We start from the raw sequence: 25,044 nt of genomic DNA, 5'->3' as shown, positions 1-25,044 counted from the left end.
CCATGGCCAAAACTTCCACCCGCAGCAAATCCAGCGCATCGTTCAAATGCTCCGAATGCGGATGGACCACGATCAAATGGGTGGGCCGCTGCGGCGAATGCCAGGCCTGGGGCACCGTCGAAGAAGTGGGTGTGGTCTCGGCGCGCACCGTGGCCGCGGCCAAAGTCGCCCACCCGGCCAAGCCGATCGCGCAGATCGACGGCTCCGAAGCCGCCTTCCGCCCCAGCGGCGTCTCCGAGCTGGACCGCGTGCTCGGTGGCGGACTGGTCCCGGCAGCCGCGATCCTGCTCGCCGGAGAACCCGGCGTAGGCAAGTCCACGCTGCTCCTGGACGTCGCAGCGAAAGCGGCGCAGACCGGCCTGCGCGTGCTCTACCTGACCGGCGAGGAATCGGCCGCGCAGGTCAAATCCCGCGCCGAACGCATCAACGCCATCGCCGATACGCTGTTCCTGGCAGCCGAAACCGACCTGGCCCTGGCGCTGGGGCAGATCCAGGAGATCGATCCGCAGCTGCTGATCCTGGACTCGGTGCAGACCTTCTCCTCGGCAGAGGTGGACGGCGCCGCCGGCGGCGTGTCCCAGGTCCGCGAAGTAGCCGCCTCGATCATCAACGCGGCCAAGACCCGGGCCATGTCCACCATCATGGTCGGCCACGTCACCAAGGAAGGGTCGGTCGCCGGCCCGCGGCTGCTCGAGCACCTGGTGGATGTGGTCTGCCAGTTCGATGGCGAGAAGCATTCGCGGCTGCGCATCCTGCGCGCGCTGAAGAACCGCTACGGCGCCACAGATGAGGTGGGTTGCTTCGACCTGAATGAGGACGGCATCGAATCGCTGACCGATCCTTCCAAGCTGTTCGTCACGCGAACCCGCAACCCCGTACCGGGCACCTGCATCACGGTCACCCTCGAGGGCCGCCGGCCGCTGGTGGCCGAGGTGCAGACCTTGCTCTCGCGCAGCAACGCCCCGGCCGCCCGCAGGGCCACCAGCGGCCTGGATGCGGCACGGGCGCAGATGGTGGTGGCGGTGCTGCAGGCCCGCGCGCATATGGACCTGTCGTCCATGGACTCGTATATCGCCACGGTGGGCGGCGTCAAGATCGCCGAACCGGCATCGGATCTGGCCTGCGCGCTGGCCCTGGCCTCGTCGATGAACGAGTTCCCGCTGCCGCAGGACTTCGTGGCCTTCGGCGAGGTCGGCTTGGCCGGCGAGGTGAGGCAGGTACCGGAAATCTCGCGGCGCATCACCGAGGCCCAGCGTCTGGGATTCTCCTTCGCGATGGCCCCTGCCACCCCGGAACCGTTGAAGAACATCCCCGAGGGCATCCGCGTCATCCAGGTGGAGAATATCGCCCAGGCCCTGGATATCGCCTTCAACCAGCGGCAGAAGCCAACGCGATAAACTTGATTATTGCCGCCCGCCGAAAGGACGCCAGTTGAAAGCGCACCCAACCCCCGGATTCCTTGCCGTCTTGGCCCAGATTGCCCCCGGTACCGAACTCGCCCAGGGTCTTGAGCGGATCCAGCGCGGCCGCACCGGCGCCCTGATTGTGCTGGGTCACGACAAGCTCGTCGAGTCGATCAGCTCCGGCGGCTTCCGGATCAACACCGAATACACCCCTACCCGCATCCGCGAACTGGCCAAGATGGACGGTGCGATCATCCTGGATGGTAACGGACGGCAGATCCTGCAGGCAGGCGTGCAGCTGATGCCGGATGCGCAGATTGAAACCCAGGAATCCGGCACCCGCCACCGCACCGCGGAACGCGTGGCCGCGCAATCCGGGTTCCCGACGATTTCGGTGTCGCAGTCGATGCAGACCATCACCCTCTATGCCGACGGCGAGCGCCATGTGCTCGAGCCTGCCGAGCGCCTGCTGGCCCGTGGCAACCAGGCCATCGCCACCCTGGAACGCTACCGCCACCGCTTGGACCAGGTCACCAGCGCCCTGTCTGCGGCGGAGATCGAGGATGTCGCCACTGCGCGGGAAGTGCTGGCGGTGCTGCAGCGCACCGAGATGCTGCGCCGCACCAGCGAGGAAATCTCCCGCTACGTGCTGGAGCTGGGCATCGACGGGCGCCTGCTGGCAGCCCAGCATGCCGAATTGCTCTCCGGCATCCAGGCAGATAACGAGCTGCTGCTGCGGGACTACTCCGACGCCGAGGGCCAGGACCTGGATATCGAGCATGCCTTGGAGACGCTGCATGAAGTGTCCGATGCGCAGCTGGTCGAGCTCGACGGGCTGACCAAGATCCTGTTCCCGCATTCCAGCATTGGCCAGGACGCCCAGCTGACCCCCAAGGGATACCGCCTGCTCTCGCAGATCCGCACGGTTCCCAAGGTGGTGGGAGATCGCCTGGTGGCGGCATTCGACAACTTGCAGCTGCTGATGTCCGCATCAACCAGCCAGCTCATGGAAATTGAAGGCGTCGGCGAGCAGCGCGCACGTTCCATCCGCGAAGGCCTGGCCCGCATGGCCGAGTCCTCGCTGCTGGACCGCTACATCTAGTCGCTTACTCCAGGGTGAAGGTCACCGGCTCGGAGACAAAGTCGCCGACAGCCGCGGTGAACTTGTAGGTTCCCGGACGCGGCTGCACGCTGACAGCTTTGCAGCCGGGAGCCGAACGCTCGCGGTTCCAGGTGAAGCGCGAATTCTCCTTCTGGCCGGGCTTGAAGGCCAGGATTACGTCCTCTGCGTTCTCGAGGCAGTCGACCGTGGAGAAGATGCGGTCAGAACCGCTGGAAACCAGGAACTCCTGCTGCGTGCTTCCGACGTTCACCTCGCATTCGCGCTTGGAGACATTCTCGATGCCGAGAATCAATGTCGGCTTCTTGTCCGAGGCGTAGCTTTTCGCATCGGTCGTCGCGGTAACCTCGATCTCGTCGCCGCTGCACATCTTGGCCGAGTCTTCATTCTCTTCCGGCTCGGCCGATGGCGAAGGGACCGGTTGTGTCTGCTGGGCGGTCGGTTCATTGCCCGCAGTTTCCTGCTCATCGGGGGCAAAGACCCCCACGAGGGCAACGACGCCCCAGACGATCAGGCCGATGAGCACCAGGGCAAGTACTGCCACGGTAATCCGCCGGCGCCGGTAAACGCTGGCCGATGGTTTCCTCCCTGATGCGTTGCTCATGGCTTAAGGCTAATTCATTGCACTGCCCGAACCCGGTAATGGCGTAGGATCCGGGGCGCATCGCGTTCCCCACTGGATCCCCTCGGATTCCGGGTCTTCCGTGCGCTGGCCTAGAGTGGTGGGGTGCAGCAAATCCACGAAACCATCAACGACTGGTACCTAGAGAACGCCCGCGACCTGCCATGGCGCCGTCCTGGCGTGAGCGGATGGGAAGTCATGGTCAGCGAGTTCATGCTCCAGCAGACCCCCGTGGTTCGTGTCCTGCCGGTGTGGGAGGAATGGATGCGCCGCTGGCCGCGGCCGCAGGATCTGGCCGCGGAGCCGCTGTCCGAGGCTTTGAAGGCCTGGGGACGGCTTGGCTATCCGCGGCGTGCGCAGCGCTTGCATGCCGCCGCCGTGGAGATCACCACCGAATACAACGGCGAAGTCCCGCGCACCGAAGCGCAGCTGTTGGCCTTGCCCGGCATCGGCGACTACACCGCGGCCGCGATTGCCTGCTTCGCCTTCGGCGAGCGCACAGTCGTCGTGGATACGAATATCCGCCGTGTGCATGCCCGGCTCTTTGGCGGCATGGCATTGCCCGAGCCAAGCCCGCGCGCCAGCGAGTTCGTCCGGGCCAGGGAAGTCCAGCCCGAAGATGACCGGGCAGCAAATCTGTGGAATGTTTCGGTGATGGAGCTCGGTGCACTGGTCTGCACTGCACGCAGCCCGAAGTGCGGGCAATGCCCGGTGTACCAGCAGTGCGCCTGGGTTGCCGGCGGGCAACCGGCACCGCACTACACCCCGAAGGGCCAGGCTTGGAAGGGTACCGATCGCCAGGTCCGGGGAGCCATCATGGCGATCCTGCGCGAACATGAGGACGCTGTGCCGCAGCAGTCATTCCTGTCCGATCTGGCCCAGGAATCGCATGCAGGCTACGTGGCACTTGCACGGTTGCAGTCTCCGCTGGACCAGCGTGAACGCGCGCTGGCTGGGCTGCTGAAAGATGGCCTGGCGATCGCCGAGGATGACGGCATCCGCCTGCCTTCCTGATACCGGCAAAGAACACGCGGGTGCCTGCTGGCTTTATCTGCCAGCGCGTACCTATGCTTAGCCCATGAACGCTTCAGTTGACCCTGCCGGCACGGTTCGCCACGTAGCCGAGCATCCCTGGTTCGAGGGTGCCGCCCGCTTGGGATTCGTCGCCAACGGGATTCTCCATGCCACCTTGGGAATCCTTGCAGTTGTTGTCGCTGCCGGCCGCAAGGCGGAAGCCGACCAGGGCGGAGCCATGGGCGCACTGGCAAATCAGCCCTTTGGTATGATTCTGCTGTGGATCTGCGCAATCGGCGCCCTGCTGCTGGGCCTGTGGTCCATGGCGCAGGCCTTCTTGCCCGAGAAGAAGCTGAAGGAAAGGCTCAAGTCCGCGGCTACTTCAATATCGTTCTTGGCTGTCGGATTCACCTTTGGACGATTCGCCGCGGGCAATCCCAGCGATTCGGGAAAGACCGCCAGCAGCTTCAGCGGCGAACTGATGCAGACAGGCCTTGGCCGGGCCTTGCTGATCGCCATCGGCCTCGGCATGCTGGTCATGGCCGGCTATTACATCTACAAGGGAGCCGCCAAGAAGTTCCTGGAGGATCTGCGGGGTTCTGGAAACAAGGAGGTTTCCCGCGCGGTGAAGTTCTCAGGCATGCTCGGCTACCCGGCCAAGGGCGCAGTCCTGGGTGCCGTTGGCCTGTTATTCATCGTGGCCACGGTGCAGCGCGACCCGGAAGAGGCCAGCGGCATCGATGGCGCGTTGAAGGCCATCCAGGACCAGCCTTTCGGGCCCGTTGCCTTGATTGCCATCGGTGTTGGCCTGGTTTGCTACGCGGTCTACCTGATGTTCCGTGCCCGCTATGACCGGATGGAGTAGGAATATCAGTCCAGCGTAATGATCATGCGGGTATTGCCCAGGGTATTCGGCTTCACACGTGCAAGGTCCAGGAATTCAGCGACGCCTTCATCCCGGGAGAGCAGGATCTCCTGGTACACCGCGGGATCCACGGCGCTCTGGTCAGCCATCACCTTGAACCCTTGGCGTTCGAAGAATGCAACTTCGAAGGTCAGGCAGAAAACACGCGACACCCCGACAGCCTTGGCGCGTTTGAGCAGTTCTCCCAGCAAAAGGTGCCCGACCCCCATGCCGCGGACCGTATCGGAGGTGGCGAGGGTGCGGATTTCGGCGATGTCCTCCCAGATGACGTGCAAGCCGCCGCAGCCGACAACGCTGCCCTCCGGATCCTCGGCTACCAGGAATTCCTGGATGGACTCGTAGTAGGTGACCGCTTCCTTATCCAGCAGGATTCGTTCCTCGGCCAGGGGGCGCACCAGATTGCGGATCGCGTTGACATCACTGGTTTTGGCTGGGCGGACGGTAAAAGAGTTCACGTTTAGATCCTATGCCTCCCAGTTTGCAGAATCGAAGAAGTCGCTGGATATGTCCTGGAAGGAACATCCTGCACGCAGAACTGCCACAATAAGCTTGAACATTGAAGCCCCGGGAGCAAGGACGAGGATGACAGCTAGAACAGCACGCCCCGGATTCGGGTTGCTTGCCATCCTGCTCTCCGCAGTGGGTATCGCTCCCCTGCTTAATTACGGGTTGAGCGCCACCAGCGACCTGGTCATCAGGGATTTGGGAATCACCGAATCCCAGTTCGGCCTGCTGGCGACGGCCTGCTTTGGCTGCGCCGCACTGGGCAACGCCGTCTTCGGGAAGTTCTCGGACAGGCAACCGGATACCAGGCTGATGCTGCTGATTTTCTGCACCACCGCGGTTGCGCTGGGCCTGGCGGCCATCCCGGCCGGCTATGTGCTGCTGCTGGTGGCATCCGGGCTTGCCGGTTTGGCCCAGTCATTCCCCAACGGCGTCACCAACCGCATTCTTGCCCAGCGGGTTCCCAGCGCCCAGCGCATTACGTGGACCGGCATCAAGCAGTCAGGCGTGCAGGTTTCACAGCTCGTAGGCAGCGTGGGGTTCCCGTTGCTGGCGGCGTTCATCGGCTGGCATGGCGCGTCGCTGGCTGGCGCGGTACTCGCCGCAGTGCTCGCGCTCATCGCCGTACGAGTTGTCCGCGCTACCCCCATGCTCAGCGTGCCTGCACCGAAAAAGCCGAAGACGGATGCGGACAAGCCGATCGCCGCGGCAGCCCCCTCGACGAAGTTCGTCATTTTCGCGCTGGCCCTGTTCGGTTTCATCAACGGCGTCGGCGTGCAGGCAACCAATGTCTATCTAGCGCTCTTTGCGGTCCGCGAACTGGATTTCTCCTTGGTGGCCGGCGGCCTGACCGCTGCGGTGGCCGGAGTCGTTGGGGTCAGTGCCCGCGTCGGCTGGGGGCAGATGATGGCCCGCGGGGTTTCAGCGCCCAAGCTCCTGCTGCTGTTGGCATCGCTGGCCACTGCGGGCGGAGCCAGCTTCCTTCTGGCCCAGCAAATGCATTCGGTGGCGCTGCTCTGGCTGGCGGTTGCCCTGCATGGCGCCTCGGCCCTGGGAGTTTCGGTGGTGCTCATGGCGGGGTTGCTGCGTGCGATCCCGGCAAGCCACTTGGGCAGCGCCAGCGGAATCGTCTCGGCAGGCCAGTTCGGCGGATTCACCGTCGGGCCGCTGGCCATGGGCCTGCTGGTGGGATCGGCCGGTGGATTCACCGCGGGCTGGATCGCGGTCATCGGGATCTACCTGTGCTCGACTGTGCTCGGTGCAATCCTGGTGCTGCGGGCCAGGAATCGAGGTTAGCCGGTGGATGCCGAAGCGCTGAAGGCACTGGCGCATTTGCGCCGTGCCAAGGACCTGATGGATCGGAACTATGCCGAGCCTTTGGATGTGCCGGCATTGGCCCAGCGGGCGTCCATGTCTCCTGCGCACTTTTCCAGGGAGTTCAAGCGGGCCTATGGCGAGACGCCGCATTCCTATTTGCTTACCCGCCGCATTGAGCGTGCCATGCATCTGCTGCGCGCGTCAGTCTCGGTCACTGATGCCTGCATGCAAGTGGGCTGGACTTCGCTGGGTTCCTTCAGCACACGCTTCACCGAAGTGGTGGGGGAAACCCCCTCCGCCTACCGGGAACGGGATCATTCTGCCACGGAGCAGATCCCTGCCTGCATTGCCAAGATCCTTTTGCGTCCCGAGAGATTCTGAGCATTTTTGAAGAAGCGCGCGCTGCGCGGCACTGCCTAGGCTGGAGCCATGGCAAATATTTCAATCAATCATGTCCCGTTGACCGTGCTCGATGTAGATGAGGCGCTCGCGTTCTACCGCGATGCGCTGGGCTTCACGGTAATTTCAGATGTCGCCAACGGCGGCTTCCGCTGGGTATCGCTTGCGGGCTCCGATGGCACCGGCACCAGCTTGGTGCTTTCGGCTCCGGGCGCCGGCCGCTCCGACGCCGATGCGCAGACCCTGGCCGAGCTGGTAGCCAAGGGAACCATCGGTCCGCTGGTGCTTTCCACTACCGACCTGGACCAGGTGTTCGAGACCGTGAGCGCCTCGGGCGCTGAAGTCCTGCAGGAGCCGATGGACCAGCCGTGGGGTCCGCGCGATTGCGCATTCCGCGACCCTTCGGGAAATATGGTCCGTATCAACCAAACGGTTTAGGCAGAAAAGCATGAGCAGTACTGAACAAGAGGGTTTTTCGGCCGCTGAGAAGGCCGCGATGAAAGAGCGCGCCGCTGAGGTGCGCGCTCCGAAGAAGCGCATGACCAAGGCCGAGAAGGCCGAGCAGGCTCGACGGGAAGTGGAAGAGAAGATTGCTTCCTTCGAAGGAAACGACAAGGTGCTGGCCGAGAAGCTGCACCGGATCGTCACCTCCACGGCTCCTGAGTTGGAACCGAAAACCTGGTATGGCATGCCAGCCTACTCCTTGGACGGCAAGATCTTGTGCTTCATGCAGGATGCCACGAAGTTCGGCACCCGCTACCTGACCTTCGGCTTCAACGATGTCGCGCAGCTCGATGAGGGCACGCTCTGGCCCGCGTCATTCGCCATTACCGCGCTTGATGAGCAGCTGGAGGAAAAGCTTGCCGCGCCGGTCGCCAAGGCGGTAGGCCGCTAAGTCCGGCTGGCAAGGCGGGCCTCGATCGCCTCTCAGTCATCGAGGGCCTCTTGCTCTGCCCTGGGCAGGGCCCTGGCCAGCAACCCGGCAGAAAGCGCGAAGACCCCGAGCAAACCGATCAGCCCCATGCCGACAGGCAAGGAGCCCAGCTGGGCGGCGTCTTGACCCAAGACGGTGAACAGCATGGCGGCACCGAGCCCGAGGATTCCGAATCCAGCTGCCACGAAGCAGACCACAATGGATTTCGGCCCGGGATTCCAGTGCCCCAGTGAGGTGAAGTCGCGGTACGCGATGATGCCGATGGCAATGCTGAGCGTGGCCACGGCGCCGATTACGAGCATCACCAGCCATGTCGGGCTGTATCCGGCGCCATCGGCTCCTGCGTGGCGCACCAGCTGTTCCGGAAGCTCGGGCCGCAGGAAAAGGTACAGGGCCAAATAGGCCATGACGGCGAGGCAGGATGCGGCAATCATCTGCTGCCCCTTTCTTCGCATCTTCATGTGTTGACCCTACGACATGGGCGGATTAAAGCCAATAGCCGTGGAACTGGATTTCCCAGTTCCACGGCTAGTGGTGATTCCGCTAACGGCTCAGCTTTCCAGGGCTGCCGGTGCCGGCTCGCCTTCCAGCTGGCCGGTGCCGCCTTCGGCGTGGAAGACGAACTTGCGGCTCTCGCCTTCGCCCTCGACGTCCACGGTGACTTTCTGGCCGGCAACGATCTGGCTGAAGAGGATGCGCTCGGAGAGCTGGTCCTCGATGTCGCGCTGGATGGTGCGGCGCAGCGGGCGTGCACCCATTGCCGGATCGTAGCCGCGCTGGGCCAGCAGGCTGCGGGCAGCCTGGGTCAGCTCGATGGTGATATCGCGTTCCTGCAGGCGCTTGGCCAGGCGTGCGATGAACAGGTCGACGATCTCCTCGATCTCCTCCTGGTTCAGCTGCGGGAAGACCACGGTGTCGTCAACACGGTTCAGGAACTCAGGGCGGAAATGCTGGCGCAGTTCTTCCTGGACCTTGGCCTGCATCCGCTCGTAGCCGGTCTTGGTATCCGCGGCCGACTGGAATCCGGTCAACACACCCTTGGAGATGTCACGGGTACCGAGGTTGGTGGTCATGATGATGATGGTGTTCTTGAAGTCCACCACACGGCCCTGGGAGTCGGTCAGGCGTCCGTCTTCCAGGATCTGCAACAGCGAGTTGAACAGGTCCGCATGGGCCTTCTCCACCTCGTCGAAGAGCACCACGGAGAACGGACGGCGGCGGACCTTTTCGGTCAGCTGACCGCCCTCTTCGTAGCCGACGTAGCCTGGAGGGGCACCGAACAGGCGGGAAACGGTGTGCTTCTCCGAGTATTCGGACATGTCCAGGGTGATCAGCGCGTCTTCCTCGCCGAAGAGGAACTCCGCCAGCGCCTTGGCCAGCTCGGTCTTGCCCACGCCGGTCGGGCCGGCGAAGATGAACGAGCCGCCTGGACGGTTCGGGTCCTTCAGGCCGGCACGGGTGCGGCGGATCGCCTGCGAGATGGCCTTGATGGCCGAGTCCTGGCCGATAACGCGCTTGTGCAGCTCTTCTTCCATGTTGAGCAGGCGCGAGGACTCTTCCTCGGTCAGCTTCACTACCGGGATTCCGGTGGAGTTGGCAAGCACCTCTGCAATGAGGTCCTCGGTCACCTCGGAGATTTCGTCCATGTCGCCATTGCGCCAGGACTTCTCCTTCTCGTTGCGGGCCTCGATCAGCTTGGATTCCTTATCGCGCAGCGAGGCTGCACCTTCGAAGTCCTGCGCGTCAATCGCGGCTTCCTTCTCCAGGCGCACGGTGGCGATTTCCTCGTCCATTTCCTTCAGTGCCGGTGGCGCGGTCATGCGCTGGATGCGCAGGCGTGCGCCGGCCTCGTCGATCAGGTCAACTGCCTTGTCCGGCAGGAAGCGATCGGAAATGTAGCGGTGGGCCAGTTGGGCGGCAGCCTGCAGCGCGCCGTCAGTAATGGTCACGCGGTGGTGCGCCTCGTAGCGGTCGCGCAGGCCGCGCAGGATCTGCGTGGTCAGCTCAACCGAAGGTTCCTTGACCTGGATCGGCTGGAAGCGGCGCTCGAGCGCGGCGTCCTTCTCGATGTTCTTGCGGTACTCGTCCAAGGTGGTTGCACCAATGGTCTGCAGTTCGCCACGAGCCAGCATCGGCTTGAGGATCGACGCGGCATCGATGGCACCTTCGGCGGCACCGGCACCGACCAGGGTGTGGATCTCGTCGATGAACAGGATGATGTCGCCACGGGTGCGGATTTCCTTCAGGACCTTCTTCAGGCGTTCCTCGAAGTCGCCGCGGTAGCGGGAGCCGGCCACCAGCGAACCGAGGTCCAGGGTGTACAGCTGCTTGTCCTTGATGGTTTCCGGTACGTCGCCGCGCACGATGGCCTGGGCCAGGCCCTCGACAACGGCGGTCTTGCCGACGCCGGGCTCGCCGATCAGCACCGGGTTGTTCTTGGTGCGGCGCGAGAGGACCTGCATGACGCGTTCCATCTCGTGCTCGCGGCCGATCACCGGGTCGAGCTTGCCTTCGCGGGCGGCTGCGGTGAGGTTGCGGCCGAACTGGTCGAGCACTGCCGAGCCTGCAGGGGTACCTTCCTGCTGTCCGCCCGAGCTGACGCCAGCGGATGCGGTTTCCTTGCCGCCCTGGTAGCCAGAGAGCAGCTGGATGACCTGCTGGCGCACGCGACCGAGGTCGGCGCCAAGCTTCACCAGAACCTGGGCTGCGACGCCCTCGCCCTCGCGGATCAGGCCGAGCAGGATGTGCTCGGTACCAATGTAGTTGTGTCCCAGCTGCAGCGCTTCGCGCAGCGAGAGCTCCAAGACCTTCTTGGCGCGAGGAGTGAACGGGATATGACCGGAAGGCGCCTGCTGGCCCTTGCCGATAATCTCCTGAACCTGCTCACGAACGGCACCCAGCGAAATATTCAGCGACTCGAGCGCCTTTGCGGCGACGCCATCGCCTTCGTGGATTAGACCGAGCAACAGGTGCTCGGTGCCGATGTAGTTGTGGTTGAGCATGCGCGCCTCTTCTTGGGCGAGCACGACAACTCGGCGGGCACGGTCGGTAAATCTCTCAAACATCTTCGGCACACTCCTTGCTTACCAATAATTCGATGCTACGCACCATGCGCCCGCAATGCTCCCTTGTTCGCCACAGGGATAACCGATACCGCTCCCCGTTACCGGGAATCAGCAATAGGCATGCAATTTATAATGCGAATTACTTGGTTCGCCAATATTGCAATCTTCAATGAAAATCCATCGTGAATAACGAACATCGTTATAAGAATAGGAGCCGGCACGCATTGCGTGCCGGCTCCTATTTGAGACTTGTGCAAAACCTCGCGAATTACTTCGCGCGGCCTCGACCACCCTTTCGCATTGCAGCGTTGTAGGCGTCTACAACCTCTGCATTAAGGCGTCCGCGTGCGTTGACCTTGATGTTGTTTTCCTTCGCCCATGCGCGGATTGCTGGAGCTTCGCTCGCTGCAGTCTGCTTTGACGAACGAGCCGCTTCGATGTACGGCTCGATGGCTGCATGGAACTGAGCAGCATGCTCGTCGTTCAGGTCGATTTCAAAATGCTGACCAGCGACGCTGAATGCAATTGATTCAGTTGCCTCGCTACCATCAATATCGTCGATCAGGGCAATTTGAACCTGACGTGCCATTTAGGGATTCCTCCGAGCTTGAATGTACTGGACGGATCGGCATTCAGCCATCAGTCCATTTCAAACAACAAGCATATACAAATAGGCACGATAAATTCTAATTATCATCAGAATTCACAAGGTTCTATCAGGAACGACTAATTCTCGTTTACTGGATTATTTGAATCCGAGCGATTTTGAATTAGCGCATCAGCTTCAGCTTCAGCTTGGCGTTCTTTTCGATCCGCGTTTGTAATAGCTTTCATCACGTACCAGAAAAGCAGCGCCAGGCAGATTGTCGGGACGATCGCCTCAATATATGGCATTCTTATGCCTCCGGCTTTAGCAGTGGGAACAGAATAGTTTCACGAATACCGACGTTGGTGAAAAGCATAACCAGTCGGTCGATGCCCAAGCCGATGCCGCCCATTGGCGGTGCACCGTATTCCAGGGCACGCAGGAAGTCTTCATCAAGCTGCATTGCTTCTGGGTCTCCGCCGGCAGCCATCAAGGACTGCTCGGTCAGGCGCTCGCGCTGGATTACCGGATCAATCAGCTCGGAGAATGCAGTGCCGCGCTCCATGCCGCCGATGATCAGGTCCCATGCTTCGATAACACCCGGCTTCGAGCGGTGCGGACGCGCCAGCGGCTGTGCCAGAGGCGGGTAATCGCACACGAAAGTCGGGTCGATCAAGGTCGGTTCGACGATTTCGCCGAACAGCTCGATGACCAGCTTCTGTGCTCCCCAGGCCGGATCGATCTTCACTTCGTGCTTCGCGGCGATCTCGCGCAGCACCGATGCGTCTGTGTCTGGGGTGATCTCCACGCCAACAGCCTCGGACAGGCCCGGGTAGACGCTGACCCAGCGCCATTCGCCGTCCAGGTTGACGGTGCCCTTGGGGGTCTCGATGGTGCGGCCTGCGCCGATGGCGTCAGCTGCGTTGAGAATGATTTCCTTGATGCGGTCGGCCATGACGTACTGGTCGGCATAGGCTTCGTAGGATTCAAGGGTGGTGAATTCGGGCGAGTGGGTCGAGTCGACGCCCTCGTTGCGGAAGATGCGTCCCACCTCGAAGACGCGGTCGACGCCGCCGACGACGCAACGCTTGAGGTACAGCTCGGTGGCGATGCGCAGGGTCATTTCCTGGTCGAAGGCGTTCAGGTGGGTCTTGAACGGGCGAGCCGAAGCGCCGCCGTGAACCAGCTGAAGCATCGGGGTCTCAACCTCGACGTAGCCGCGGCTCTCCAGGGTGTTGCGCACGGCGCGGATGATCGCGGCTCGCTTGTAGACCATCTCGCGGGCTTCGTCGCGCACGATCAAATCGGCGTAGCGCTGGCGCACGCGGGTCTCTTCGTTCAGGTCGGCGTGCAGCACCGGCAGCGGGCGCAGGGCCTTGGAAGCCATTTCCCAGGCATCGGCCATGATGGACAGCTCGCCGCGGCGCGAGGAGATGACCTTGCCGGTCACGAATACGTGGTCACCCAAATCGACGAGCGACTTCCACTGCGCCAGGCGCTCTTCGCCGACGTTGGCCAGCGAGAGCATGACCTGCAGGCGAACCCCTTCGCCCTTCTGGCCGCCTTCCTGCAAGGTGGCGAAGCACAGCTTGCCGGTGTTGCGCATGAAAACGATGCGGCCGACGATGCCGACGACGTCCTCGGTCTCCTCGCCGGCTTCGAGGTGCTCGTACTTGTCGCGGATTTCCTGCAACGAGTGGGTGCGGGCAATGCCTACCGGGTAGGCTTCCTCGCCCTTGGCCAGCAGCTGGTTGCGCTTATCGGCGCGCACCTGTCGCTGGTCGTTTGGATTTGGGGCCGGTGCGGAATTATTTTCGGAAGTCACAATAGTCCATTCTACGTGTCATGGCGCGCAGTTGAAGCCCTTCATGATCAGCCTTACACAGTGATCTTGGCCCGCAACGCAGGATGGGGCAGCGGCAAAGCCTGCTTTGCCCCTGCCCCATCCATTAGGTGATGCGGTTTACCAGATTTCCACGCGGTCGGCCGGATCCAGCCACATGCCATCGCCCGGCTTGGTGCCGAAGGCCTCGTGGAAGGAATCCAGGTTCTTCGGCACCTGGTTGCAACGGAATTCGCCGGGTGCGTGAGGGTCCGTGGTCACGCGCACCACCGCGGTTTCCGGACGGATCAGCGTGCGCCAGCATTCGGCCCAGGAGTAGAAGAAGCGCTGGTCGCCGGTGATACCGTCGATCACTTCATCTTCCTGGATGCCGCGGGCCGCCAGCTCGAGCTTGTAGGCCTTGTAGGCAATGCCCAATCCACCGAGGTCGCCGATGTTTTCGCCCAAGGTCAGTGCACCGTTGACGTTGTGTTCCGGGGCTTCTGAAGGGGACAGCGCGTTGTACTGGTCCACCAGCTTGGCGGTCAGCTTCTCGAAGGAAGCCCGGTCCTCATCGGTCCACCAATTGGTCAGCTGGCCAGTGCCATCGAACTGCGAGCCCTGGTCATCGAAGCCGTGGCCGATTTCGTGGCCGATGACCGCGCCGATGCCGCCGAAGTTCGAGGCAATGTCACGGTTCACGTCGAAGAATGGCGGGCGCAGGATTGCCGCTGGGAACGCGATTTCGTTCAGCAGCGGGTGGTAGTAGGCGTTCACCGTCTGGGGGAACATGAACCACAGTTCGCGATCCACCCCGTCATCGATCTTCTTCAGTTCACGAGCGAACTCGAATTCGTTCGCAGAGGCAATATTCGCGATGACGTCCAGTTCATCAGCCTGGATGGCAGAGTAGTCGATCCATTGGTTCGGGTAGCCGATCTTCGGACGGAACTTGGAAAGCTTATCCAGTGCCTTTTCGATGGTCTCCGGGCCCATCCAGGACAGTTCGCTGATCGAGATGCGGTAAGCCTCGATGAGCCGCTGGACCAGCGCGTCCATGGCATCCTTGGCCTCTGCAGGGAAGTGCTCAGCCACGTACAGTTGGCCGATGTCTTCGCCAACAGCACCTTCGGTGAATGCGACACCTCGCTTCCAGCGTTCCTTGAGCTGTTCCACGCCACCGAGCTTGGCCGAGTAGAAGGAGAAATTCTCATTGACGAATGCGCTGGACAAGTAGGGAGCGAACGAGCGCAGCACCTGGACCCGCAACCAGTTCTTCCAGGCATCCAGCGGCTGGGAGCCGAATAGCTCAGACAATCCCTGAAGGTAGCTTGGCTGCCAGACGACAACTTCGCTGTAGTACTTCGTCTCAATGCCGGCGCCTGCCAGCCAGGTGGTCACCCCTGGGAACAGCGTGGCGAGCTCTTCTCCGGACATCAGGTTGTAGCGTGCCTGGGCGTCGCGGACCTTGACCCGGTCCCAGTGGTGAGAGGCGATCGCCTTCTCGAGCTCCACGACGCTGGCTGCGGCTGCTTCAGCGCCGGCAATGCTGCCAAGACCCAGCAGCCGGCCGAGGTGCTCTTGGTAGTCGGCTACGGTTTCAGCGAACTGCTCTTCGCGGTAGTAGGACTCGTCGGGCAGGCCCAGGCCGCCTTGCAGGAAGGTCAGCAGGTTCCGGTCCGGATTGCCGGCGTCGTTCATCGCGCCGATATCCATGAAGCCGCTGATGCCTTTGCGCTGGAAGAAACCGCATACTTCGAGCAGCTGTTCGGTGTTCTGGATATCCGAAATAGTATTCAAGAAGACAGCAACCGGATCTGCACCGCGTTCTTCGATAACGGCTTCATTCATGAATGAGCTATAGAGGCGGGCAATGCGCTGGGTGGCGGCGTCAGTTTCTGCACCGGAATCGACCTTCTGCACTGCTTCATTAATGATTCCGTGGACCGCAGCCTCAGCCTGGTCGCGGAGTTCCATGAAGGAGCCGTAAATTCCTTGATCTCCTGGAATCGTTGCTGTCTCGAACCACTTGCCATTGCTATGGCGGTAGAGATCGTCCTGGGGACGAATTGAATCGTCGCGGTATGTCAGTGGACTCGTGGTCTCGGTGGTCAAGGAAAGCCCCTCGTGTAGAAGATCTTGTTATTTCTACTACACACCTTATCTACTTCCATGAAGATAGGAAGGGTGAGGACCGCCGATGCGCGTACGGCTTAAATAGTCTAGTTAAACAGGTGAGGCCCCGGCACCAAACGGTACCAGGGCCTCAAACCATCTACTCAAGTTAAGTCCGGCGGTGACCTACTCTCCCACACCCTCACGAGTGCAGTACCATCGGCGCAATGGGCCTTAGCTTCCGGGTTCGGTATGGGACCGGGCGTTTCCCCCACGCTATGACCGCCGTAACAATCACGAAGCACACAAACCCTACGGTTTGGTGTTGCCTTCGGTGGCATGCAGCAAAGCACGCACAAAGCCAAGTATTCTCGGTTTGAGGTTGTTGTCTCGTAACCGCATAGTGAACGCGAACAGCATTGAAATCATCAGTTCAAATTATTGTTTTATTGTGTGTTGTAAGTCATCGGCCTATTAGTACAGGTCAGCTGCACAAGTCTTCAGTTCTTGCTTCCACATCCTGCCTATCAACCCAGTGGTCTAGCTGGGGGCCTCTCACACACAATGGTGCATGGAAATCTCATCTCGAAGCAGGCTTCCCGCTTAGATGCTTTCAGCGGTTATCCCTTCCAAACGTAGCTAATCAGCGATGCACTTGGCAGTACAACTGACACACCAGAGGTTCGTCCGTCCCGGTCCTCTCGTACTAAGGACAGCCCTTCTCAAATTTCCAACGCGCGCAGCGGATAGGGACCGAACTGTCTCACGACGTTCTAAACCCAGCTCGCGTACCGCTTTAATGGGCGAACAGCCCAACCCTTGGGACCTACTCCAGCCCCAGGATGCGACGAGCCGACATCGAGGTGCCAAACCATGCCGTCGATATGGACTCTTGGGCAAGATCAGCCTGTTATCCCCGAGGTACCTTTTATCCGTTGAGCGACGGCCCTTCCACGAGGTGCCGCCGGATCACTAGTCCCGACTTTCGTCCCTGCTCGAGCTGTCACTCTCACAGTCAAGCTCCCTTGTGCACTTACACTCGACACCTGATTGCCAACCAGGCTGAGGGAACCTTTGGGCGCCTCCGTTACATTTTAGGAGGCAACCGCCCCAGTTAAACTACCCATCAGGCACTGTCCCTGAACCAGATCATGGTCCGAAGTTAGGTGACCGGTACAGCCAGAGTGGTATTTCAACGATGACTCCACCTGAACTAGCGTCCAAGCTTCACAGTCTCCCACCTATCCTACACAAGCTGCACCGAACACCAATACCAAACTATAGTAAAGGTCTCGGGGTCTTTCCGTCCTGCTGCGCGTAACGAGCATCTTTACTCGTACTGCAATTTCGCCGAGTTCATGGTTGAGACAGCGGGGAAGTCGTTACTCCATTCGTGCAGGTCGGAACTTACCCGACAAGGAATTTCGCTACCTTAGGATGGTTATAGTTACCACCGCCGTTTACTGGGGCTTAAATTCTCAGCTTCGCCACAAGGGCTAACCAGTCCTCTTAACCTTCCAGCACCGGGCAGGAGTCAGTCCGTATACATCGTCTTGCGACTTCGCACGGACCTGTGTTTTTAGTAAACAGTCGCTTCCCCCTGGTCTCTGCGGCCCACACCCGCCTCCGGAGAGCACGTCTCCATCACGGGGCAGGCCCCCCTTCTTCCGAAGTTACGGGGGCATTTTGCCGAGTTCCTTAACCATGATTCTCTCGATCGCCTTAGTATTCTCTACCTGATCACCTGTGTCGGTTTGGGGTACGGGCGGACTGGGACCTCGCGCCGATGCTTTTCTAGGCAGCATAGGATCACCGAATCACCCCATAAACGGGGCGCCTATCAGGTCTCAGAACATATGAGCGGCGGATTTGCCAACCACTCTTCCTACACCCTTGGACCAGGTCAATTCCATTGCCTGGCTCGGCTACCTTCCTGCGTCACACCTGTTAATACGCTGACCTCACTGCATCGGTTCCCACCACATCACACAACCAGCAACCCGAAGGCCGCAACAGCCATGATCCGTCATGGTTAGCATCCACAGCTTGGTATGGGCGGTCCTTCGCCGGTACGGGAATATCAACCCGTTGTCCATCGACTACGCCTGTCGGCCTCGCCTTAGGTCCCGACTAACCCAGGGCAGATTAGCTTAACCCTGGAACCCTTGATCATTCGGCGGACGGGTTTCTCACCCGTCATTCGCTACTCATGCCTGCATTCTCACTCGTGTGGCCTCCACCGCTGGTTTCCACCGCGACTTCACCGTCCACACGACGCTCCCCTACCCATCCAAGCACCCAATCGAAACCAGGCTAATACTTGAATGACGCAACTTCGGCGGTGTGCTTGAGCCCCGCTACATTATCGGCGCGGAATCACTTGACCAGTGAGCTATTACGCACTCTTTCAAGGGTGGCTGCTTCTAAGCCAACCTCCTGGTTGTCACAGCAACTCCACATCCTTTTCCACTTAGCACACGCTTAGGGGCCTTAGTTGGCGTTCTGGGCTGTTTCCCTCTCGACTATGAAGCTTATCCCCCACAGTCTCACTGCTGCGCTCTCACTTGCCGGCATTCGGAGTTTGGCTAAGGTCAGTAACCTTGTAGGGCCCATCGCCTATCCAGTAGCTCTACCTCCAGCAAGAAACACGCAACGCTGCACCTAAATGCATTTCGGGGAGAACCAGCTATCACGAAGTTTGATTGGCCTTTCACCCCTACCCACAGCTCATCCCCTCCATTTTCAACTGAAGTGGGTTCGGTCCTCCACACGCTCTTACACGCGCTTCAACCTGGCCATGGGTAGATCACTTCGCTTCGGGTCTAGATCACGCCACTCAAACGCCCTATTCAGACTCGCTTTCGCTACGGCTTCCCCACACGGGTTAACCTCGCGACGTAACACTAACTCGCAGGCTCATTCTTCAAAAGGCACGCCATCACCAGGGAACAAGTCCCCAGCTCTAACGGATTGTAAGCGCACGGTTTCAGGTACTATTTCACTCCCCTCCCGGGGTACTTTTCACCATTCCCTCACGGTACTGATTCACTATCGGTCATCAAGTAGTATTCAGGCTTACCAGGTGGTCCTGGCAGATTCACACAAGGTTTCACGGGCCCCGTGCTACTCGGGTATCAACACTAGAACGGCAGACACGCATTACACCTACGGGACTATCACCCTCTCTGGTCCGGCATTCCAACCGATTCACCTATACGCCTGCACCTCATCCCACCAGCAAGATAGCGCTGGTACATGTCAACCCCACAACCCCGGTGATGCAACGCCTATCCGCTATCACACACCAACCGGTTTAGCCCCATCCGCGTTCGCTCGCCACTACTAACGGAATCACTATTGTTTTCTCTTCCTGCGGGTACTGAGATGTTTCACTTCCCCGCGTTCCCTCCACACAGCCTATACATTCAGCTGCAGGTCACACCACATAACATGGTGCGGGGTTCCCCCATTCGGAAATCCTGGTCTCAACGTCCGGTTATCGACTCCACCAGGCTTATCGCAGATTCCCACGTCCTTCATCGGCTCTTGATGCCAAGGCATCCACCGTGCGCCCTTAAAAACTTCAACACAAATAAAAGTCTCAGAATTGAGCAATAAAACAATCTAACAAAATCACGCAGACAAGACTCCAACACCAGGCAATCCCAGGAAAAGGACTACCCAGCTCATCTCATCTGCAAGATGCTCGCGTTCACTATACAGTTCCCAAACAACAACCCCGCACCCCCGCAACAACACCCCAAAACCAACACCAACCAAAGGCCAGCATCAATCCAACAGGACATCCTTGCAGCAAACACAGGACAAACACCGAAACACCAAGAACCCCTCACCCAAGCGAACACCACCAGGACCCTCCCCACAGGAAGAACCCCGGCAACCATTCACCAGGAAAGGAGGCTTGTTGCCTCAAAACCCAACAGCATGCCAAACCATACAAACCACACAACACCCACACACCGCATTCCAGCACCGCAAGAAGAAAACCCCCTGCAATGCGTACTAGCAGATGCCCAAGCACCACGCGGCCACAGCCAATACCCCGCACCAGCATCAGCCAGCACGTTTTCCAGTATTGAGTCCATTGATATTCCACCCATGAGCAACCCACCCGGACAACACTCGTGTCCAGCATGGGCAACCAATAATGGTTAGCTCCTTAGAAAGGAGGTGATCCAGCCGCACCTTCCGGTACGGCTACCTTGTTACGACTTAGTCCCAATCGCCAGTCCCACCTTCGACGACTCCCCCCACACAAGGTGGTTAGGCCATCGGCTTCGGGTGTTACCAACTTTCGTGACTTGACGGGCGGTGTGTACAAGGCCCGGGAACGTATTCACCGCAGCGTTGCTGATCTGCGATTACTAGCGACTCCGACTTCATGGGGTCGAGTTGCAGACCCCAATCCGAACTGAGACCGGCTTTTAGGGATTAGCTCCACCTCACAGTATCGCAACCCATTGTACCGGCCATTGTAGCATGCGTGAAGCCCAAGACATAAGGGGCATGATGATTTGACGTCATCCCCACCTTCCTCCGAGTTGACCCCGGCAGTCTCCCATGAGTCCCCACCACTACGTGCTGGCAACATGGAACGAGGGTTGCGCTCGTTGCGGGACTTAACCCAACATCTCACGACACGAGCTGACGACAACCATGCACCACCTGTGAACCAGCCCCGAAGGGAAACCCCATCTCTGGAGCGGTCTGGCACATGTCAAGCCTTGGTAAGGTTCTTCGCGTTGCATCGAATTAATCCGCATGCTCCGCCGCTTGTGCGGGCCCCCGTCAATTCCTTTGAGTTTTAGCCTTGCGGCCGTACTCCCCAGGCGGGGCACTTAATGCGTTAGCTACGGCGCGGAAAACGTGGAATGTCCCCCACACCTAGTGCCCAACGTTTACGGCATGGACTACCAGGGTATCTAATCCTGTTCGCTCCCCATGCTTTCGCTCCTCAGCGTCAGTAAATGCCCAGAGACCTGCCTTCGCCATCGGTGTTCCTCCTGATATCTGCGCATTTCACCGCTACACCAGGAATTCCAGTCTCCCCTACATCACTCTAGTCTGCCCGTACCCACCGCAGATCCGAGGTTGAGCCTCGGACTTTCACGGCAGACGCGACAAACCGCCTACGAGCTCTTTACGCCCAATAAATCCGGATAACGCTTGCGCCCTACGTATTACCGCGGCTGCTGGCACGTAGTTAGCCGGCGCTTCTTCTGCAGGTACCGTCACTTTCGCTTCTTCCCTACTGAAAGAGGTTTACAACCCGAAGGCCGTCATCCCTCACGCGGCGTCGCTGCATCAGGCTTTCGCCCATTGTGCAATATTCCCCACTGCTGCCTCCCGTAGGAGTCTGGGCCGTGTCTCAGTCCCAGTGTGGCCGGTCACCCTCTCAGGCCGGCTACCCGTCGTCGCCTTGGTGAGCCATTACCTCACCAACAAGCTGATAGGCCGCGAGTCCATCCCCCACCGATAAATCTTTCCACCACAAAACATGCGTTCCATGGTCATATCCGGTATTAGACCCAGTTTCCCGGGCTTATCCCAGAGTCGGGGGCAGGTTACTCACGTGTTACTCACCCGTTCGCCACTAATCCACCCAGCAAGCTGGGCTTCATCGTTCGACTTGCATGTGTTAAGCACGCCGCCAGCGTTCATCCTGAGCCAGGATCAAACTCTCCATAAAAAACAAAAAGCCACCAGCAACCCCTTGGAAAAGAAGGGCGAAGCCGATGAAGTCCTGGCGAATAATAAAACACTCAAGAACACTGCACGGGGGTGCAATGCCTCAAGCAAATGTTATGTATTCACCAAATAAAAATATTCGGTATCAACAAACTTGGCACACTATTGAGTTCTCAAACAACAAACACTTACCGGTTCTTTACCTGCCATTCCAGGCGGTAATTTCGTCCAGCGTTATATTCATATTCTATAACCTTGAATTTCTGGAAGTCAAATCCATTGTTTGTGATTTGAACCAGTATTCTTGGTTCCCATTCTTTTCAATTCTTTATCCACAAGACTGTGGAAAAACCTTGATTTTCTGGGGTTCTGCCGCCGTTGAGCTACGGGTTTTTTGTTCCGTTTTGTTCTCGGCGACAAGGAAAAACTATACACGGGTTTGCGGGGTGCTGCAAATCGGGTGGGTGGTTTTTGACGGTGACCGTGCACACTTAATTCCTGAACTGCTGATTCGGCTCTTTCCATGTGCCCAATCGCTGGCAATTATTACCGAGCTAGGGCTGAGCGCGTAAACATTATTTCGCAGCTGCACAGAGCATCAGCGCCTGTACCTAGCGAGTTTATTGAACCCTTGAGAAGCGTACGCATATACGCGAACCCATGAATTGTGCCCACATCAGCCGATTAGACGATGCGGGCGCATGCGTGAGTCTGAGCAAGGCACAAGAAGAGAACGCACATGGCGAAACGATGCATCTGGAGGTTCCATGCGCGTGACGGCCAAGGCGGCATCAGCGCAATGACTACCTAGAGCAGTCGGCATTGATGCCGGCCCAATACAGGTCTCGCAGTGCTACGTAAGCACCACCCTCGGCTACGGTGAATAGCAGCGATATTTCGATCGCTGCCACTCCACTTGATGATCTACCGAATACAGGATGAAGTCTATGAAGTTCACGGCGTTGGAACGCTATTGCCACCTCACTGGGCAATCGTATGGCGAGGTGACTCCCGAAGAACAGCAGAGCGATTATCAAGCCGGGGTAACTGAGCTTGACGGACAGCGGTGGCGAATCAGGACCGCAAGGATCACGCCAACAAAGCCAGGTGGGTTCGTAGCCATATGGCATCGGGACGAAACTGGGACTACTGCCCCCTACGAATCCGAAGAGGGACTGCGCGGAGTTATGGTCTTTATCGAGGAAGCCGGCTGTTTCGGCGTCTTCCGCTTTACTCAACAGCACCTCGAGGAGCTGGGCGTTTTCGCCTCAGCATCGGCTCCAGGCAAGCGCGGTTTCCGCGTCTATCCATCATGGACGGCTGGCCTTAAGGGGCAAGCGAAGAAAAGCCAGAACAGTCAGCTGCCTGCGTTCACGTTGCTCGCAGACTAACTTGTCCCGCTCAGACTCCTACTGCAGCTCCATGCGCCGGAACCTGAGTTCTCGTTGCGCACCCCGCAAAGGTGAACCTTCAAAAGGCACCTCGCTGAGATCCACAGTCAATGCGGCTTTCAATGCCAACTGGTTCGCTGACTGCGTGGCCCGGTCAGCCAAGCCGAGCACCCTTGCAAGCTCCGTCCAGTGCTTCTTCTTCAGATTCTTAGCCTTGCCGGCAACAGTCAAAGCCATGGTGTCATCGCCGTAGACCAGGGTGCATGGGATGTCATAGATGGGCGCTACATGAAACCGTCCATGCAAGTCCGCCAGAATCGAGACGTTCTTTCCATGCAAGTCGCCGTTGCCAGTTAGCCACGCAAAGACGAACTGCATGTATAGATTCCGCCTGGCGAGCACCGGCGCCTGGCACTGCAGCGCTAAGGCCTCAATAGCTTGTTCCGTGCTCACTGCATACTTGCTTGCCGGCGGAAGGTTCAATACCTGCATGGCATCTTCCAACGCCAAACGCGTGGGACTATCCGCCCCCTCGACACCCTTGCGATCGAACCTCTCGACCAGCAGCCCCGGACTCCCAGTGGAATCCAGTACTAGCCGATTGTTTGCGACCGGAAGTTTGAGCAATCGCGCTGCTTTCAGGTGCTGCGCCTCATTAACGACCAAATGCGGATGATCCCGGGGATCAAGCTTGAGCAGATAGGCGCTGTTCTTGAACTCCACTGGTGTTGTCAGCATGGTTGCGCTGATCTTGTCTTGCACGCCGGGGATCGAGTGGCGGTCCAAGGTGCGCGCGAGGACCGAGAAGTCGAGTTCGGCCGTGCTGCTGAATTCAGCAACCACGGGGGTTTGCTCCAGTGCTGATCCTTCCGGAACAACGCGTACATTGCCTGGAGTATCGGCGCCCACTGCCATCAGCAGAGTCAACTCGTCAGAGATGCTGGTCTTAGTTGCGTCCTTGAGAACGGTCAGGCGATGGCCTTCGGGCAATAGTCCCGAGAAGAACGATGGCAACGCGCCCCCAGGCCCAACGTATGCCTCCGGGGAAGCTGGCAAAGATGTCGCAATGCCCGCGTCACCATGTGCAAGGTAGTCCTTGTTATAGCTGAAGGCCACGCTTCCGTCGGACTGTCTGGCTAGAGTGCCGACGAGGTTTTCGTTGCAGTAGACGTCAGCCTTGGTAACAAGCTTGAGCTCTTGGAGTTGCGGCTTCATTTGGCCACGCGAATTCGAAGGCCGAGTACATCCGCGACGGAGAGCACCGCTTCAATGGAGGGGTTTCCCGCCCCTCGTTCTATGGAGCGCAGCGTACGTTCGGAGATGCCAGCTAATTCAGCCAGCTGTTCCTGCGTCAAGCCATTCTGTTTTCTAACGCGCTGCAATTCGGCCCCTAGCTCAGTCACTGAATTCATGAAGGATCCTCTTCCGGCAGCATTGCGCCGATTGGCGACATTCTGCTCACTATCATTCAGCATGGAGCAAGAATCGGCAACAAGTTACCGAAATGATAGCCAGGTGCAAGCAATCGATTGTCAGAGGCATCAAAAGGCAGGATCTTGCCGATTGGCGGGCCAGAACCCATCGGATAAAGCACCTGCAACGGAGCGGGCGTTCTCTCCCGTAGTGAGCCGCGGAGGTCCAGGGCCACGCCGTCTGCTTAGTCGCTTCAAGCGCGTCCGACATCGGGACACAGCTTAGCCATGGCTGCATTCACAACCCCATGCCTGCCTGGTCGTTCCTTCAGCGGTCTGCGCTAGCGGCCAGCACTCAAGCTCGTTAAAGCAGAAGGGGAGGCCTATAGGCAATAAGTGGTGTCGCGCGACCTGATCCTGCCCCGGAATCCCGGGGCAGAATCAAGTCGACTATGGATGTTGTTCCCATAGGCGTGACCCTTAATAGAAAAAACACCCACCTATGTAGTATCTGCCAAAGCCCTCAAAAGAAGAACGGGCAACGCAACGGCAAGCAACGCTGGCGATGCACCAACTGCAACGCCTCCACCACACACAACCGCCCTGACCTCACCGCACGGAACCAGCTGGCAAGCTTCATCACCTGGCTGATGGGCATGTCAACGCTAGCTGAAAATTGACCCCCTGGCGCCAATCGAAAATTGAC

21 protein-coding genes and 3 rRNA genes are annotated in these 25,044 nt (G+C 59.4%); 11 read left to right on the top strand and 13 right to left on the bottom strand.

Annotation, left to right across the window (positions count from 1 at the left end):
• Nucleotides 1-2 precede the first annotated feature (2 nt).
• The gene (gene radA, locus JOE62_RS01960; RefSeq protein ID WP_204719909.1) at nt 3-1,397 is read left to right on the top strand and encodes a DNA repair protein RadA; all 1,395 of its coding nucleotides are present in this window, start codon (nt 3-5) and stop codon (nt 1,395-1,397) included.
• A 34-nt stretch (nt 1,398-1,431) separates the two neighbouring features.
• Nucleotides 1,432-2,505 carry a DNA integrity scanning diadenylate cyclase DisA gene (gene disA, locus JOE62_RS01955; protein ID WP_204719907.1) on the top strand — a complete coding sequence of 358 codons (1,074 nt, stop codon included), beginning with the start codon at nt 1,432-1,434 and terminating at the stop codon, nt 2,503-2,505.
• Nucleotides 2,506-2,509: 4 nt separating this feature from the next.
• On the opposite strand, the gene JOE62_RS01950 is transcribed toward disA, so the two are convergent.
• The gene (locus JOE62_RS01950; RefSeq protein WP_204719906.1) at nt 2,510-3,127 is read right to left on the bottom strand and encodes a hypothetical protein; all 618 of its coding nucleotides are present in this window, start codon (nt 3,125-3,127) and stop codon (nt 2,510-2,512) included.
• Between the two features lie 123 nt (nt 3,128-3,250).
• Here JOE62_RS01950 and JOE62_RS01945 point away from each other — a divergent pair, with 123 nt between their 5' ends.
• Nucleotides 3,251-4,159, top strand: coding sequence for an iron-sulfur binding domain-containing protein (locus JOE62_RS01945; protein WP_204719904.1), 909 nt, complete (start codon nt 3,251-3,253; stop codon nt 4,157-4,159).
• A gap of 64 nt (nt 4,160-4,223) precedes the next feature.
• Nucleotides 4,224-5,024 (top strand): DUF1206 domain-containing protein, encoded by an 801-nt coding sequence (locus tag JOE62_RS01940; protein ID WP_204719902.1) that lies wholly within the window; start codon nt 4,224-4,226, stop codon nt 5,022-5,024.
• Nucleotides 5,025-5,029: 5 nt separating this feature from the next.
• Here JOE62_RS01940 and JOE62_RS01935 read toward each other — a convergent pair whose 3' ends face one another.
• Nucleotides 5,030-5,539: an amino-acid N-acetyltransferase gene (locus JOE62_RS01935; protein WP_073707952.1), complete on the bottom strand. Its 510-nt coding sequence runs from the start codon at nt 5,537-5,539 to the stop codon at nt 5,030-5,032.
• 127 nt (nt 5,540-5,666) lie between these two features.
• Here JOE62_RS01935 and JOE62_RS01930 point away from each other — a divergent pair, with 127 nt between their 5' ends.
• The 4 genes from JOE62_RS01930 to JOE62_RS01915 are packed head-to-tail and all read left to right on the top strand — an operon-like array spanning nt 5,667 to nt 8,199.
• A complete protein-coding gene (locus tag JOE62_RS01930; protein WP_204719900.1) occupies nt 5,667-6,884 on the top strand; it encodes an MFS transporter in 1,218 nt (405 codons plus the stop codon).
• 57 nt (nt 6,885-6,941) lie between these two features.
• Complete coding sequence (locus JOE62_RS01925; protein ID WP_052254094.1) at nt 6,942-7,286, top strand: helix-turn-helix domain-containing protein; 345 nt, start codon at nt 6,942-6,944, stop codon at nt 7,284-7,286.
• Nucleotides 7,287-7,334: 48 nt separating this feature from the next.
• The gene (locus tag JOE62_RS01920) at nt 7,335-7,742 is read left to right on the top strand and encodes a VOC family protein (protein WP_038993585.1); all 408 of its coding nucleotides are present in this window, start codon (nt 7,335-7,337) and stop codon (nt 7,740-7,742) included.
• A gap of 10 nt (nt 7,743-7,752) precedes the next feature.
• Nucleotides 7,753-8,199: an iron chaperone gene (locus tag JOE62_RS01915; protein WP_204719898.1), complete on the top strand. Its 447-nt coding sequence runs from the start codon at nt 7,753-7,755 to the stop codon at nt 8,197-8,199.
• A gap of 32 nt (nt 8,200-8,231) precedes the next feature.
• Here JOE62_RS01915 and JOE62_RS01910 read toward each other — a convergent pair whose 3' ends face one another.
• The 9 genes from JOE62_RS01910 to JOE62_RS01870 form a co-directional block, all read right to left on the bottom strand.
• Nucleotides 8,232-8,699, bottom strand: a complete 468-nt coding sequence (locus tag JOE62_RS01910) for a hypothetical protein (RefSeq protein ID WP_204719896.1) — start codon at nt 8,697-8,699, stop codon at nt 8,232-8,234.
• A gap of 90 nt (nt 8,700-8,789) precedes the next feature.
• Nucleotides 8,790-11,303, bottom strand: a complete 2,514-nt coding sequence (locus JOE62_RS01905; protein ID WP_204719894.1) for an ATP-dependent Clp protease ATP-binding subunit — start codon at nt 11,301-11,303, stop codon at nt 8,790-8,792.
• A 268-nt stretch (nt 11,304-11,571) separates the two neighbouring features.
• Nucleotides 11,572-11,892: a histone-like nucleoid-structuring protein Lsr2 gene (locus tag JOE62_RS01900; RefSeq protein ID WP_038993581.1), complete on the bottom strand. Its 321-nt coding sequence runs from the start codon at nt 11,890-11,892 to the stop codon at nt 11,572-11,574.
• Between the two features lie 137 nt (nt 11,893-12,029).
• Nucleotides 12,030-12,197, bottom strand: a complete 168-nt coding sequence (locus JOE62_RS01895; RefSeq protein WP_204719892.1) for a hypothetical protein — start codon at nt 12,195-12,197, stop codon at nt 12,030-12,032.
• A gap of 2 nt (nt 12,198-12,199) precedes the next feature.
• Nucleotides 12,200-13,714, bottom strand: a complete 1,515-nt coding sequence (gene lysS, locus JOE62_RS01890) for a lysine--tRNA ligase (protein WP_204719890.1) — start codon at nt 13,712-13,714, stop codon at nt 12,200-12,202.
• Between the two features lie 138 nt (nt 13,715-13,852).
• On the bottom strand, nt 13,853-15,826 hold the full coding sequence (locus tag JOE62_RS01885; protein ID WP_204719888.1) for a M13 family metallopeptidase: 1,974 nt from the start codon (nt 15,824-15,826) through the stop codon (nt 13,853-13,855).
• Nucleotides 15,827-15,999: 173 nt separating this feature from the next.
• A 5S ribosomal RNA gene (gene rrf / locus JOE62_RS01880) occupies nt 16,000-16,116 on the bottom strand.
• Nucleotides 16,117-16,279: 163 nt separating this feature from the next.
• A 23S ribosomal RNA gene (locus JOE62_RS01875) occupies nt 16,280-19,414 on the bottom strand.
• A 596-nt stretch (nt 19,415-20,010) separates the two neighbouring features.
• Nucleotides 20,011-21,536, bottom strand: a 16S ribosomal RNA gene (locus JOE62_RS01870).
• The 16S, 23S and 5S rRNA genes sit together here, the layout of an rRNA operon.
• Nucleotides 21,537-21,633: 97 nt before the next feature.
• On the opposite strand from JOE62_RS01870, the gene JOE62_RS01865 reads away from it, so the two are divergent.
• Nucleotides 21,634-22,107, top strand: a complete 474-nt coding sequence (locus JOE62_RS01865; RefSeq protein ID WP_204719886.1) for a hypothetical protein — start codon at nt 21,634-21,636, stop codon at nt 22,105-22,107.
• A gap of 375 nt (nt 22,108-22,482) precedes the next feature.
• Entirely contained in the window at nt 22,483-22,926 is a 444-nt protein-coding gene (locus tag JOE62_RS01860) for a MepB family protein (RefSeq protein ID WP_038993720.1), read from the top strand.
• Between the two features lie 18 nt (nt 22,927-22,944).
• Here the strand turns inward: JOE62_RS01860 and JOE62_RS01855 are convergent, their stop codons facing one another.
• Entirely contained in the window at nt 22,945-24,141 is a 1,197-nt protein-coding gene (locus JOE62_RS01855; protein WP_204719884.1) for a type II toxin-antitoxin system HipA family toxin, read from the bottom strand.
• Complete coding sequence (locus tag JOE62_RS01850) at nt 24,138-24,338, bottom strand: type II toxin-antitoxin system RelB family anti-toxin (protein WP_038993722.1); 201 nt, start codon at nt 24,336-24,338, stop codon at nt 24,138-24,140. Before JOE62_RS01850 ends, JOE62_RS01855 begins: the two co-directional genes overlap by 4 nt.
• 452 nt (nt 24,339-24,790) lie before the next feature.
• On the opposite strand from JOE62_RS01850, the gene JOE62_RS16710 reads away from it, so the two are divergent.
• Nucleotides 24,791-25,018 carry an IS1/IS1595 family N-terminal zinc-binding domain-containing protein gene (locus JOE62_RS16710; protein ID WP_420842168.1) on the top strand — a complete coding sequence of 76 codons (228 nt, stop codon included), beginning with the start codon at nt 24,791-24,793 and terminating at the stop codon, nt 25,016-25,018.
• The last annotated feature ends 26 nt before the right edge of the window (nt 25,019-25,044 follow it).

Origin of the sequence: Glutamicibacter nicotianae, from assembly GCF_016907615.1 — a bacterium.
In the GTDB taxonomy this organism is placed as follows: domain Bacteria; phylum Actinomycetota; class Actinomycetes; order Actinomycetales; family Micrococcaceae; genus Glutamicibacter; species Glutamicibacter nicotianae.
Note: the sequence above shows the minus strand (reverse complement) of the source record. Positions and strands in the feature narration are given on the sequence as shown.